General features: G+C 59.1%; 13 protein-coding genes. 5 read left to right on the top strand and 8 right to left on the bottom strand.

Going from position 1 to position 12,590, the window contains the following annotated elements; all coding sequences use genetic code 11:
- Window positions 1-16: 16 nt before the first annotated feature.
- From ACR0BA_RS07245 to ACR0BA_RS07230, 4 genes are read right to left on the bottom strand one after another with little or no spacing between them, the layout of a single operon-like run.
- The gene (locus tag ACR0BA_RS07245; RefSeq protein WP_170357172.1) at window positions 17-1,513 is read right to left on the bottom strand and encodes a phosphomannomutase/phosphoglucomutase; all 1,497 of its coding nucleotides are present in this window, start codon (window positions 1,511-1,513) and stop codon (window positions 17-19) included.
- A gap of 15 nt (window positions 1,514-1,528) precedes the next feature.
- Complete coding sequence (gene kdsA, locus ACR0BA_RS07240) at window positions 1,529-2,362, bottom strand: 3-deoxy-8-phosphooctulonate synthase (RefSeq protein WP_170340066.1); 834 nt, start codon at window positions 2,360-2,362, stop codon at window positions 1,529-1,531.
- Between the two features lie 5 nt (window positions 2,363-2,367).
- Window positions 2,368-3,942: a KpsE/RkpR family capsule polysaccharide export protein gene (locus ACR0BA_RS07235; RefSeq protein ID WP_480727112.1), complete on the bottom strand. Its 1,575-nt coding sequence runs from the start codon at window positions 3,940-3,942 to the stop codon at window positions 2,368-2,370.
- Complete coding sequence (locus ACR0BA_RS07230; protein ID WP_093964707.1) at window positions 3,920-4,579, bottom strand: ABC transporter ATP-binding protein; 660 nt, start codon at window positions 4,577-4,579, stop codon at window positions 3,920-3,922. The genes ACR0BA_RS07235 and ACR0BA_RS07230 overlap by 23 nt, the downstream gene beginning before the upstream one ends.
- A gap of 234 nt (window positions 4,580-4,813) precedes the next feature.
- Between ACR0BA_RS07230 and ACR0BA_RS07225 the strand changes: the two genes are divergently transcribed.
- Both ACR0BA_RS07225 and ACR0BA_RS07220 read left to right on the top strand, forming a co-directional pair.
- Window positions 4,814-5,401, top strand: a complete 588-nt coding sequence (locus tag ACR0BA_RS07225; protein ID WP_222457382.1) for a uracil-DNA glycosylase family protein — start codon at window positions 4,814-4,816, stop codon at window positions 5,399-5,401.
- Window positions 5,394-6,182, top strand: a complete 789-nt coding sequence (locus ACR0BA_RS07220; protein ID WP_480727109.1) for an SseB family protein — start codon at window positions 5,394-5,396, stop codon at window positions 6,180-6,182. The genes ACR0BA_RS07225 and ACR0BA_RS07220 overlap by 8 nt, the downstream gene beginning before the upstream one ends.
- Window positions 6,183-6,234: 52 nt before the next feature.
- Here the strand turns inward: ACR0BA_RS07220 and yghU are convergent, their stop codons facing one another.
- Window positions 6,235-7,113, bottom strand: a complete 879-nt coding sequence (gene yghU, locus ACR0BA_RS07215) for a glutathione-dependent disulfide-bond oxidoreductase (protein WP_480727108.1) — start codon at window positions 7,111-7,113, stop codon at window positions 6,235-6,237.
- 241 nt (window positions 7,114-7,354) lie between these two features.
- Between yghU and ACR0BA_RS07210 the strand changes: the two genes are divergently transcribed.
- Entirely contained in the window at window positions 7,355-7,873 is a 519-nt protein-coding gene (locus tag ACR0BA_RS07210; protein ID WP_170364746.1) for a YHS domain-containing (seleno)protein, read from the top strand.
- Window positions 7,874-7,929: 56 nt separating this feature from the next.
- Here ACR0BA_RS07210 and ACR0BA_RS07205 read toward each other — a convergent pair whose 3' ends face one another.
- Window positions 7,930-8,583, bottom strand: coding sequence for a J domain-containing protein (locus ACR0BA_RS07205; RefSeq protein WP_480727106.1), 654 nt, complete (start codon window positions 8,581-8,583; stop codon window positions 7,930-7,932).
- Window positions 8,584-8,764: 181 nt separating this feature from the next.
- On the bottom strand, window positions 8,765-9,631 hold the full coding sequence (metF, locus tag ACR0BA_RS07200) for a methylenetetrahydrofolate reductase [NAD(P)H] (RefSeq protein WP_170436534.1): 867 nt from the start codon (window positions 9,629-9,631) through the stop codon (window positions 8,765-8,767).
- A 94-nt stretch (window positions 9,632-9,725) separates the two neighbouring features.
- Between metF and ACR0BA_RS07195 the strand changes: the two genes are divergently transcribed.
- On the top strand, window positions 9,726-10,631 hold the full coding sequence (locus tag ACR0BA_RS07195) for a LysR family transcriptional regulator (protein WP_170581684.1): 906 nt from the start codon (window positions 9,726-9,728) through the stop codon (window positions 10,629-10,631).
- A gap of 108 nt (window positions 10,632-10,739) precedes the next feature.
- Window positions 10,740-11,525 carry an inositol monophosphatase family protein gene (locus ACR0BA_RS07190; protein ID WP_170340678.1) on the top strand — a complete coding sequence of 262 codons (786 nt, stop codon included), beginning with the start codon at window positions 10,740-10,742 and terminating at the stop codon, window positions 11,523-11,525.
- 76 nt (window positions 11,526-11,601) lie between these two features.
- Here ACR0BA_RS07190 and bhcD read toward each other — a convergent pair whose 3' ends face one another.
- Entirely contained in the window at window positions 11,602-12,588 is a 987-nt protein-coding gene (gene bhcD / locus ACR0BA_RS07185) for an iminosuccinate reductase BhcD (protein ID WP_480727104.1), read from the bottom strand.
- Window positions 12,589-12,590: the final 2 nt, after the last annotated feature.

The following is a 12,590-nucleotide window of genomic DNA, read 5'->3' as shown; positions in this document are numbered from 1 at the left end:
CGCGCCCCTTTTTTGCTCAGATCGTCTGGTCGTAGTCGCCCACACCTGGCTCGGTGCGGATCACGGCATCGATATCGGCGAAAATTGCCCGCATCTCATCTTCGCTCTCGCTGCTTTCGCAGACCACCACCAGGTTGGGCGTGTTCGAAGACGCCCGGACCAGGCCCCAACTTCCATTGTCGAGGATGACGCGGGCACCATTGACGGTCACGACTTCCTTGATCGGCCGACCGGCCAATGTTTCACCCGCCTCTGCCTTGGCAACCAGCTTGTCCACCAAGCGGGCGAGGATGTCATACTTTTCGGTATCGGCAGCATAGGGCGACATGGTCGGGGTCGACCACGTCTTGGGCAGGGCGCGACGCAGATCGGACATGCTCTGTCCCGGGTTGCGGTCCATCAGTTTGCAGATTTCCACCGCGACCCGCATTCCGCAGTCGTATCCACGCCCGATTGGCTCGGCCAGAAAGTAATGGCCCGACTTTTCGAACCCGGCCAAAGCGCCGATCTCCTTCACGCGCCGTTTCATGTGGCTGTGGCCGGTTTTCCAGTAATCCGCCTTGACGCCATGGGCCTGCAGTTCGGGATCGCTGGCGAACAGGCCGGTCGATTTCACGTCGGCCACGAATGTCGCGCCGGGATGCAGCTTGGCCAAATCACGCGCCATTATGACACCGACCTTGTCGGCAAAGATCTCCTCGCCCTCGTCATCGACCACACCGCAGCGATCGCCGTCTCCGTCAAACCCAAGCGCCAGGTCCGCCCCGCTGGCTTTGACGGCGTCAGCCATGTCGTGCAACATCTCCATCGCTTCGGGGTTCGGATTGTAGTTGGGGAAGGTGTAATCCAACCGGTTGTGGCTGGGCACGACCTCGACCCCGATCCGCTCAAAGATCTCGGGGGCAAAGGCAGATGCGGTGCCGTTCCCTGTCGCGCACACCACCTTGAGGGGGCGTGACATTTTGAAATCACCGACCAGATCGTCGATATAGGCCTCTTTCACGCCGTCCACGAATTCATAGGACCCGCCGGGGCGTGCCACGCCTTCGCCGTTCAGCACGATGTCGCGCAGCTCGGCCATTTCGTCAGGGCCGTGGGTCAGAGGGCGGTCAAAGCCCATCTTCACCCCGGTCCAGCCGTTGGGGTTGTGGCTGGCCGTCACCATGGCGACCGCAGGAACATCCAGGTGGAATTGGGCGAAATACGCCATCGGGCTGAGCGCCGGGCCAATATCCTTGACCTGGATGCCGGCCTGCATGAGGCCCAGAATCAACGCATTCTTGATCGCCAGAGAATAGTCGCGGTAGTCGTTGCCGACCGCGATTACCGGCTCGATCCCACGCTTGTGCATCTGAGTTCCCAAACCAAGACCAAGAGCCGTCATCCCCGGCAGGTTGATCTCGTCAGGGTATTTCCAGCGGGCATCATATTCACGAAACCCGGTGGGTTTGATCATCGCATCGCGCAGAAAGCTCCAGGTGTTCGGGGTCACCTCGGGGATTGGTTTGGTCATGGAAAATCTCGATCGTTAAATCTGAACTGGGTTGGCCTTGGCCAGGGCATCGAAACGCATCAATGTGTCAATCAGTTGGCCCATCTGGTCCAACGGGATCATATTCGGCCCATCAGACGGCGCCGTGTCCGGATCCTGATGCGTTTCAATGAATACGGCACCGACGCCCAGGGCCACGGCCGCGCGGGCCATTACCGGTGCAAATTCCCGCTGCCCGCCGGACGAGCCGCCTCGGCCACCGGGCTGTTGAACGGAATGGGTTGCATCCATGACAACCGGATACCCGGTTTGCGCCATTTGCGGCAGGGATCGCATGTCGGCGACAAGCGTATTGTAGCCAAACGAGGTTCCGCGCTCGGTCAGCAGGATGTTGTGGTTGCCCGTGCTTTCGATCTTTTCGACGATGTTTGGCATTTCCCAGGGGGCCAGGAACTGACCCTTCTTGACGTTGACGGCCTTGCCTGTTTCTCCGGCTGCCAGCAGCATGTCTGTCTGGCGGCACAGGAAGGCCGGGATTTGCAGGATATCCACTGCTTCGGCCGCGATGGCACATTGCGCTTCAGTGTGGACATCCGTCAGGACCGGAATACCCATCGTTTTGCGAATGTCATCCAGCACCTTCAGCCCGGCCTCGATCCCCATGCCGCGTTTCCCGGACAGGGACGTACGGTTGGCTTTGTCATATGAGGCCTTGAACACATACTGTGCCCCCGCGGCTTCACAGGCTTCTTTCATCCTTCCCGCGATCATCTGTGCGTGATCCGCCGTTTCAAGCTGGCAAGGGCCCGCGATGATGGTCAGCGGAAGGTCGTTGCCAACGGTGACGTTGGCTATTTTTACATGTTTCATGAGCTCTACGAGGATACCTGTTCACGAAGGACTGACGTAGTCAGCGAAATCATCAGGTAGATACCAGCAAACAACAGGAAAGCCAAAATCGTATTTTCGAACTTTCGCGGATAGGTGGGCTCCTGACTGGCGACCGGGTTCACGGAAACGGTGAGGTATCGAACCTTGCGGTTGGCCTCGGTCCGGGCGGTTTCCATTTGCTGCATGGCCGATTGCAGCATCATGTCCCGTGCGGCCAGATCGGCCTGTGCCATCTGGATCCGAACGCTCAACCGCGCCAGCGAGTTTTCGCCGGCGGAGGCGTCCAGCATCTCGGCATTGAGCTCTTCGAGCACGGCCTCAAGCCGGTTGATATCGGCTTGGACACCGTCGACCTTGGCTTTGTTCGGCCGAAGGTTGTCCAGCAACGCCGCCAGTTCCAATTCCTTGTCTTGAAGCTGTATCTCGATCTCGTTGATGCGGGCGCGCAGCCCGGCAATCACGTTTTCGGGGTCCAGCACGGCACCCTGCAACTGCAGTTCGATCAGCGCTTCCTGGGCTTTGCGCCGTTCTTCCTGAGCGTCCTCGAAGGACTGCAGAGCATCTCGCATCTGATCTTCGCGCTTAAGCTCGGTGAGGCCGTTGATCTTTTCTTCGGCGTAGGAAATCAGAAGATTTGACAGGTCGACGGCGGTGTCCGGGTCGGGTGCCGCAACCTCCATCCGGATGATACCGTCGCTGGGGTCATAGCCGATTGTGACCATGCGCTTGTACAGTTTGAACGCCTCTTCCAGCGTGGCGTCCTGAGGCAGTCTTTGAATCGGATCTATCCAGTCCTGCTTGAAAATCTCGGCAAAACCAGTGTCCCGTTCCAGACGGTTGAGCGCATCCTTGGATTCAAGGAACTCCTGGGTCGCGACCGAGTCCTGCGTGGTGGCGTATTGCGTCCCGGCCAAAAGCCCGCCGATCTCACCAGCGCCACCATCTGCCTGTAGAATGGAAAACGCGGACTCGCTGGCGTACATCGGAGTGGCTATGCGATAGAAGTAATAGCCGACAATAATCGTGGGCAGCAGAACAAAGGCGAATAGACGGGCAAACAGACCAAACAGCTTTCGTCTGCGCCGACGGGCGATATCCTTCTGAATCTGGCCGATTTCGAATTCGCGCCGCTGTGCCGGGCTCCATTCGGGGCCGGGAAGGGTCTGTTGCTTTTCTTTCACCGTTTGCGGCAGCTGGATCGTGACCTTGTCTTTTGGCTGGTCTTCCGCATCCGCGGTATCGGAAGAACCCGCCGCAAAATCCAGAAGGTTGGAGCGCGGAAACGGATCGATCCCCTTTTTTCGTAGCAGACGCACGGCATCGTAGTCCGACGTCGTAGCCAGACCGTGTTTCTGCGCCAGGCGTCGGGCTATGCGCAGCTGACGACCGGTCAACCCTTCTTTCTTGATGGCATCCAGTTCAGTTCCGGCCGGGGCTTCCTCGGCCGGTTGAGTTGCTTTTCTGATGCGCGAAATCGCCTCGGCACGCGCCTCAACCGTGCCTTCGGCCTGCGAGGCATGGTTCGGGTCGTATTTTTTAACCTTGGGTTTGGTAGTCATATAGCTGCGTCGCCTCTTCCAAGGAGTCAAACATATGAAGCTGCCCATCCACAAGCACGGCGGCCTGGCGGGCGAATTTTTCGAGGGTTTTGGGATTGTGTGACACAATCACCAAAGTCGTGGTTCGCAAGCGTTCCTGCAGGATTGAACCTGCTTTTTTGTTGAATTCGACATCGGTGGTGGCAGGCATACCTTCGTCGATCAGGTACATGTCGAAGTCCAGAGCCAGCATCAACGAAAAGGTGAAGCGGGCGCGCATGCCGGCTGAGTATGTCGCCAAGGGTTGGTTGAAATACTCGCCCAAGTCGCACATCCAGCTGCAGTAAGCCTCGACATAGTCGGGGTCCATTCCATAAATCTTGGCGATGTAACGGGCATTCTCGAGCGCGGACATCTTCTTGGAAACGCCGCCGGCAAAGCCCATGGGGAAAGACACCCGGCACTCTCGGCGGATCACGCCTTCGTCGGGCTTTTCGAGGCCGGCCATCATGTTGATAAGCGTGGTTTTTCCGGTGCCGTTCGGGGCCAGAACGCCAAGTGATTTTCCCAGCTCGACCCGGAACGAGACCCTGTCCAGGATCACCTTGCGGCGAGTCCCGGTCCAAAAGGACTTGCTGACATTCTCGAACTCAAGCATTCACTGCCTGCTCATGTTTTTGCTTTGGGTGCGGCCACCGGTGGCTGGCTGACGGCCGGGTGTTCTACCGCTCCATGTTGGCCACATTATGTCGAAATATGAAACAAATGTTCAATGCGCGTTCGATACGCCTGACCACAATTGTGACGCATAGAGCCGACAACTGGATCGGTTTGCGGGAACGACTATGATCCATCCTAGGATTGCAGAAAGCGCCAAAGGGCTGGAGATCAGGTGAAGCAACTTGCTGAGGAAATCAGATCGTGCCGGTTGTGCGCCGACCGCTTTGCTGCGACTGCAACCGCGCATCAGCCGCGCCCGGTGGTGTGGTTCCGCCCCGGTGCGCGCATCCTGATTGCAGGGCAGGCACCCGGGGCACGGGTCCATGAGAGCGGCCGACCGTTCACCGACCCCTCAGGCGACCGGCTGCGGGATTGGCTGGGGTTGGAGGAAGAACAATTCTACGATCAGGCGCGGGTTTCGATCGTCCCGATGGCGTTTTGTTTTCCGGGGTACGATGCGCGAAAGGCGGACTTGCCGCCGCCGGCGATCTGCAAGAAGACCTGGCATCACAGGGTGATGAGTGAACTTGGCGATGTTCCGTTGACCATCCTTGTCGGTGGCCACGCGCATAAATTCCATCTGGGCGCACAAGCTTCGGTGACCGATACGGTGCGCAATTGGCAACAGCATGCGCCGCGGGTATTTGCCTTGCCTCATCCGTCATGGCGCAATACGGCATGGCTGAAGAAAAATCCCTGGTTCGAAACGGACCTGTTGCCGGTGCTGCGTGCCCGGGTCAAAGAGGTGATGGATGACTGACACGACCGCGCTGGACATTGCGCATGCCCAGATGGAGGCCGACCCTCAGAGCGATGCCGCGCGGCTGAGGTTTTTCGAACGGCTCGCGGACAACGAACTGTTTCTGTTGCTGACCGAAGAGGCGCGAGACGAAAACATCTCACCCGAGCTGTTTGACGTGGCAGATGGTCGGTTTGTGCTGGCCTTTGACCGCGAAGACAGACTGGCGCAGTTTGCGGGCTGTCCTGCCCCTTATGCCTCTCTGTCCGGACGTGTTCTGGCGGGGATGCTTGCAGGGCAGGGCATCGGGTTGGGGCTGAACCTCGAGGTGGCGCCGTCGTCGATGCTCGTCCCTGCCGAAGCGTTGGCCTGGCTTGCTGAAACCCTCAGCCATGCTCCGCAAGAAGTGCGATCCCGTCTGACGGAGTTCCTTCCGCCCGCGGGGTTGCCAGACATTTTGCTGACGGCGCTGGACACCAAACTGGCCACAGCTTCAGGTCTGGCCTCCGCCGCATATCTCGCCGGAACTCGCGCCGAGGGCGGCGGGCAGGGTCATCTTCTTGGTTTCGTTGACGCGATACCCGGTGCCCAGACGGCCTTGGCCAAGGCAGTGTCCGAAGCTCTGACATTCTCGGGGATTGAGGCTGGTGCCTTGGATGTCGGTTTTTTCGCGGCCAGCGATCCGGCTGCCGCAGCATTGGCGAAAGTGGGCCTGCGATTTGATATCCCCGAGCCTGTGCGCGCCTCCGGGTCCCGACCAGCGCCCGGAAGCGACCCGGACAGTCCCCCGATCTTGAAGTGAAGTCGAGGTTTCGGCGCAGGGATGGTTTGCTCCCTGCGCCAAATGAACAGATTTATTCGGCAGCTGTTTCCAGCTTGTCCTGCGTACGGGTTTCGAAGTCGCTTGCATCATGCCGTTCGCGCAGTTGGGTGTGCAACTCTCCGAAGGCGCGGTTGACCATGCGGCCCCGCTTCACGGCTGGCCGCGCGTCAATCTCTTGCGCCCATCGCATGACGTTCTTGTAGGACGTCACATCAAGGAACTCGGCCGCGTCGTACAAGCGACCCAGAACCAGTTGCCCATACCACGGCCAGATTGCCATATCAGCGATCGAATAGTCCGAGCCGGCGATAAAGGTTTTGTCGGCAAGCTCGCGGTCCAGAACATCCAGCTGGCGTTTGGTTTCCATCGCAAAGCGGTTGATCGGGTATTCCCATTTCTCCGGCGCATAAGCGTAGAAATGCCCGAACCCACCACCCAGGTAAGGCGCGCTGCCCATCTGCCAGAAAAGCCAGTTCATCACTTCGGTGCGCTCAGGGCCGGATTTGGGCAGGAATGCACCGAATTTTTCGGCCAGATGGACAAGGATGGAGCCGCTTTCAAACACCCGTATCGGCGCTTCAGCCGAGCGGTCCATAAGGGCGGGGATTTTCGAGTTCGGGTTGATCGCGACAAAATCCGAGCCGAACTGATCGCCGTCACCGATATTGATCAGCCATGCATCATATTCTGCGCCTGTGTGACCCAGGGCCAAAAGCTCTTCCAGCATGACCGTCACTTTCACCCCGTTGGGCGTTGCAAGCGAATACAACTGCAAGGGATGTTTACCGACGGGCAATTCCTTGTCATGGGTCGCCCCTGCGATGGGGCGGTTGATATTCGCGAAACGCCCTCCGCTTTCACTATCCCATGTCCAGACTTTTGGTGGGGTGTATGTGGTGGTGTCGCTCATCTTCTGCCTTTCGTCCCAGAGCCGATCTGCGCCCGGCCCGACAAGAGTTAGTGTTGCAGAACAAGAACGCCAACCCCCGACGTGGCGGCTGTTCTGTAACAATTGCGGCAAGACTGCTCACGTTTGCTCGTCAATGGTCACAGCGGCGTTAACGGGTCTTCGCCGTCGAAGGGAATTGCTTATTGTCTCTGCAGACAGCCACTCTGGCCCTGCAACCCGTCAAGACACGAGGACATGAAACATGAACAGATTTGCTCTGACCTTTGCTGCTGCAATGGCGTTGGCCGTGCCCGCCTTTGCCGGCCCGCAATATGTCGATGGGACCGGCTTCGCCGTGTCCGGATATGATGTGGTGGCCTATCGTGGGCTTGCACAATCGCCGATTGGACAATCCCAGCCAGAAGGCGTGCGCGGACGGTCGGATATCACTGCGGATTACAATGGGGCGACCTGGGCTTTTGCGACCGAAGAAAACCGCGCGAAGTTCCTTGAAAACCCCGCGTTCTATGCGCCGCAATATGATGGGCATTGCGCCTATGGCGTGTCAAAGGGCGGCAAGGTTCCCGGCAACCCCAACCTTTGGCGGATCGTTGACGACAAGCTGTATCTGAACATCACCGATGTCGTGGTCGGTTTTTGGGAAGAAGACGTCCCGGGCAACATCAACCTGGCTGAGGGGAACTGGCCGGGGCTCGAAGGCAATGACGCCTCGACCAACGTGATCCCGAAATTCACGTCCGAAGGCCCGATCGCGAACTGACGTGACGCGCGTTGCAGGCCCGGCAGACCCGCCGGGCCTTTTTCTATGCTAAGTCTTCAACAAGCCTGCCAGAACTGTTCCCGAGTGGCCTGATCCGCCTCAAACCGGATCCGGACGCTGCGCGCGCCGGGAAACTTGCGTTCTCGAATGGTGTCGGGAACAACGACCTCGCCCGCTCCGCCATTCTTGGCCTGGAAGGACAGTATTTCGGTTTCGACGGTCCGAAAGCCGGCCAGAACGGATGTCGGCAGGGCAACGCGGTTTTCACCTTCGCAAACCGGCGTCGCAACGAAATAGGTCAGGTCGCGGCCATAGCATCCGATCGCCTCTGGTACATGGTCCGAATTGCGCGCCGATAGCGGGCAATCTTCCGTGCTGGTCTCGCCAAAGGATAGGGCGCGACTTGGATCGAGCAGCTTCAGGCAGGCGGAAATATCCTTCTCGTCCAGCTCGATGATACGCTTTCTGAGTTTCGGGCGTCGCGGTTGGGCCGGCCCGGCGCCTTTTCCTGCCAACCCGTTTTTGCGCAGAAGGTCATAGGCCGACTTCGCCTGCGCAAACTGATTGCAGTCGCCGCCTGTATGGTCGGGATGTGCATGAAAGGCGATGTCACGCCACGCATTCCGGATGTCCGATGCGGTGGCGGTCTGATCAAGGCCCAAGACGTGCAGTGCATCTACGCGAGCCTGAATTTTCTCGACTGGCTCCATACCAAAATCACTCGATAAAACAACTGTCTCCTATTTTCCGGAGCCTTGAGTTTCTGTCAAATTATCCAGTGAATTGGTAGGATTGGCGGGGACAGTGCGCCGTTGCAGGGGGAATTGTTCGCACCTTACAAAGGGCCGCAGGTGGCAATCCCCCTTTGGCCAGTGCAAATGCAAGGAACAGTCAGGCGACGTTTTGTAGATCGGCTTTGGGCGTGATCCCAAGGGCAAAACACACATCGCGGGTCAGTTCGGGGCGGTTCAGCGTATAAAAATGCAGCTTGTCCACGCCTTCGTCGATCAGGTCCGAACACAGCTCGGTGCATAGCGCAGTGGCCAACAAGTCGTGCCGGTTGTCACGGATTGCTTTGTCAAAGGCCTGGTCGACCCAGTCCGGCACCTGCGCGCCACAGCGTTTGGCAAATTTCTTGGCACCGGCCCAGTTCTCGATTGGCAGGATGCCCGGCACGATCGGCTTGTCGATCCCGGCTTTGGCGCAGGCATCACGAAAGCGTAAAAACGTTTCGGCCTCGAAGAAGAATTGCGTCAAAGCCTCGTCTGCGCCGGCGTCCAACTTGGCTTTCAACCAGTCGATGTCAGCCTGTGCATGTGGCGCTTCGGGGTGAATGTCGGGATAGGCACCGACGCGGATGGTGAAACTGCCGGTTTCCGCCAGTGCTGCGATCAATTCGACCGAGTGGGCGAACCCATCGGGATGCGGGACGAACCGTTCCTGCCCCTTGGGTGGGTCGCCGCGCAACGCAACGATGTCAGTGACGCCGGCCGCGGCAAAGCTGTCGGCTATGGCCAAGGTCTCGCCGCGTGAGGCGTCGACACATGTAAGATGGGCCGCGACTTTCAATCCCGAGGATTTGTGCAACGTCGCCACCGCATCGCGGGTCAATTCACGGGTGGTGCCCCCCGCTCCATATGTGACCGAGACAAAACGGGGTGCCAGTGGCGCCAGTGTCTGGACCGTATCCCACAGGCGAAACGACGCTTCGAGCGTCTGAGGCGGAAAGAATTCGAAGGAAATCTCGGGCTGGGTCATGGCAGTCTCGCAGGTTGTGTTGCGGCTCTTGTGCCATGGAGTTCTTTGTGAGACAAACTCATATTATTCAAGAACAACATGAACGACGCGAAAGATGCATATCGAATTTCGACACCTGCGCACGATCAAAGCCATCCATGAATGTGGTGGGTTGGCCCGTGCGGCGGATCAACTGAACATCACGCAGTCGGCGCTCAGTCATCAGATCAAAGGGCTGGAGGATCAGGCCGGCGTCGAGCTGTTCCTGCGCCGGTCGAAACCGATGAAATTGTCGGCCGCTGGGCTGCGCCTTCTGCGTCTGGCCGAGCAGATTCTGCCGCAGGTCGAAGCGATGCAGGAGGAGTTTTCCTCGCTGCGCGACGGGCGCACGGGGCGGATGCACATCGCGATCGAATGCCACGCCTGTTTTGAATGGCTGTTCCCGGTGCTCGAGGCCTTCCGCAAGTCTTGGCCGGATGTGGATGTCGATATCCGGCCGGGTCTGGCCTTTGACGCGCTGCCCGCGCTGCAGAAGGAAGAGGTCGATCTGGTCGTCTCCTCGGACCCCGAAGACCTGCTGGGCGTCGAGTTCATCGAACTGTTCGACTACAATCCTGTCTTTGTCGCCGCCTCGACCCACCCTCTGGCCGGGAAAGCGTATATCGAGGCCGAGGATTTTCGCGGTCAAACGCTGATCACCTATCCGGTCGAACGCACGAGGCTTGATATCTTCAGCCAGCTTCTCATCCCGGCCCGCGTTGAGCCTGCTGCGATCCGGCAAGTTGAGTTGACCGCCGTGATCCTGCTGCTTGTGGCGTCAAACCGTGGAATATCCGTTCTGCCCGACTGGGTGGTGCGCGAGGTCAAGTACAACTCGGACTATGTGACCCGCCCGCTGACCAAGGATGGCATCACGCGTCGGCTGTATGCCGCGGTGCGTACCGAGGACATGGAAAAACCCTTTGTGCAGGAATTGGTCAAGCTGGCCAGCCTAGAGGCGCGCAAGCTGCAGCAGCAATAAGGTTTTGGCCACGCGGGAAACGGCATGCTGCTATGCGCATCATTCCTCTTGGCAAGGGGGCGTTGCGCCAGTATACGCGCGGTTTGACCGGACAGGAGCCTCGGAACTATGGTTGGCAGTGCAAATCTCAACATCATGATCAAGGCCGCGCGCAAAGCGGGCCGATCGCTGGTAAAAGACTTTCGCGAAGTCGAGAACCTGCAGGTGTCGATGAAGGGCGCGGGCGATTTCGTCTCGAAGGCCGACATTGCAGCCGAGAACATTCTGAAAGAAGAACTGCTGGGCGCGCGACCCACCTACGGTTGGCTGGCTGAAGAAGGTGGTGTGATCGAGGGCGAAGACCCGACCCGGCGTTGGATCGTTGATCCTTTGGACGGGACGACCAATTTCCTGCACGGCCTGCCACATTGGGCGGTTTCGATCGCACTTGAACACAAGGGCAAGATCGTCGCGGGCGTCATCTACGATCCCGCGAAGGACGAGATGTTCTTTGCCGAAAAGGGCGAGGGTGCCTGGATGAACGACATGCGTATCCGCGTGTCGAGCCGCAGCCGGATGATCGAATCGATCTTCTCGACCGGTTTGCCGTTTGGTGGCCGCTCGGACCTGCCGGCCACATTGCAGGACCTGGCCCGTCTGATGCCCGCCTGCGCGGGTGTGCGCCGCTGGGGTGCAGCTGCGCTGGATATGGCCTATGTTGCCGCTGGCCGCTACGAAGGCTTCTGGGAGCGTCGCCTGAACGCCTGGGATCTGGCCGCCGGCATCATCATCGTGAAAGAAGCGGGTGGGTTCGTTCAACCGTTGAACCCCGAAGGCAGCATTCTGTCTGACGGGGAAGTGATCTGCGCCAACGAACCGATTTTCGACCAGTTCGCCAAGGTGATCCGCGGCTGATCCGCCTTTACGGCGGCTGGAAACGACCAGAACCAATTTCTAAGTTCGCGCGGCCGAATTGGCCGCGCGTTTTGTTTCAAAGCCGTACAGTACTTGCCAGACCTGCCTCGGAGGCCAGCCGCGCGGCCACGGATGCCACAGCCAGGTCCTGCAACCCAACTCCGGTCCCATCGAACAGGGTGATCTGATCAACCTTTGTCCGGCCAGGATGATCGCCATTGATCACCGCTCCAATCGGGGTGATGACGTCAGGATCCAGCGCTCCCGAAGCCACGGCATGTTGCGCCTCACCTATGGTGACGGACTGGGCAACCTCGTCGGTGAAGACCTGAGCCGAAGCAACCAGTTCGGGGTCGACTTCCATCTTGCCCTTCGTGTCGGTTCCCATGCAGGCCAGATGCGTTCCGGGCTTGATCCAATCGCGCATCAACAACGGTTCGAACGCCGATGTGATCGTGATGATGACGTCGGCCTGTGCCCCCAGTTCCCGCTGCGAGACGGATTCGAAATCCAGTCCGATGTCCTGCGCGACGGCGGCCAGTTTCGGAAGCATTTCGGGATGGGGATTCCATGCCACCACCTTTTCGAAGTCGCGCTGCTTGGCGGCGGCGCGCAACTGAAAGGCCGATTGATGGCCCGCGCCGACCATGCCAAGCACCTTGGCGTCCGTGCGGGCCAGGTGCGCAATCGACACTGCCGAGGACGCAGCCGTGCGGATAGCCGTAAGGTAGTTTCCTCCGACCAGCGCGGAGGGCTGCCCGGTATCGGGATCGAACAGGATGACGGTGGATTGGTGGTTGGTCAGCCCGCGATCGGCGTTTCCCGGCCAATATCCACCAGATTTGACACCCAGAACCAGGCCTTCGGCGTCAAAGCCGGATTTGAACCCATATACGGCGCCGGCATGACTCAGCCCTTCGCGGATGACGGGGAAGTTGCGCGCTCCGCCGCGTGCCATCGCTGAGAACACGTCTTGGATTGCGTCAAACGCCAGCTTGCGGTTGACCAATTGCCGGCAGAGGTCTTCGCCAACGATCTGTATCAGATTGGTTTCAGCGTTCATCT

Source organism: Ruegeria sp. CI5 (assembly GCF_056536885.1).
Note: the sequence above shows the minus strand (reverse complement) of the source record. Positions and strands in the feature narration are given on the sequence as shown.

Coding starts and splice junctions, on each gene's coding strand:
- ACR0BA_RS07245 (WP_170357172.1), bottom strand. CDS start 1,513: ATGACCAAACCAATCCCCGAGGTGACCCCGAACACCTGGAGCTTTCTG.
- kdsA (WP_170340066.1), bottom strand. CDS start 2,362: ATGAAACATGTAAAAATAGCCAACGTCACCGTTGGCAACGACCTTCCG.
- ACR0BA_RS07235 (WP_480727112.1), bottom strand. CDS start 3,942: ATGACTACCAAACCCAAGGTTAAAAAATACGACCCGAACCATGCCTCG.
- ACR0BA_RS07230 (WP_093964707.1), bottom strand. CDS start 4,579: ATGCTTGAGTTCGAGAATGTCAGCAAGTCCTTTTGGACCGGGACTCGC.
- ACR0BA_RS07220 (WP_480727109.1), top strand. CDS start 5,394: ATGACTGACACGACCGCGCTGGACATTGCGCATGCCCAGATGGAGGCC.
- yghU (WP_480727108.1), bottom strand. CDS start 7,113: ATGAGCGACACCACCACATACACCCCACCAAAAGTCTGGACATGGGAT.
- ACR0BA_RS07210 (WP_170364746.1), top strand. CDS start 7,355: ATGAACAGATTTGCTCTGACCTTTGCTGCTGCAATGGCGTTGGCCGTG.
- ACR0BA_RS07205 (WP_480727106.1), bottom strand. CDS start 8,583: ATGGAGCCAGTCGAGAAAATTCAGGCTCGCGTAGATGCACTGCACGTC.
- metF (WP_170436534.1), bottom strand. CDS start 9,631: ATGACCCAGCCCGAGATTTCCTTCGAATTCTTTCCGCCTCAGACGCTC.
- ACR0BA_RS07195 (WP_170581684.1), top strand. CDS start 9,726: ATGCATATCGAATTTCGACACCTGCGCACGATCAAAGCCATCCATGAA.
- ACR0BA_RS07190 (WP_170340678.1), top strand. CDS start 10,740: ATGGTTGGCAGTGCAAATCTCAACATCATGATCAAGGCCGCGCGCAAA.
- bhcD (WP_480727104.1), bottom strand. CDS start 12,588: ATGAACGCTGAAACCAATCTGATACAGATCGTTGGCGAAGACCTCTGC.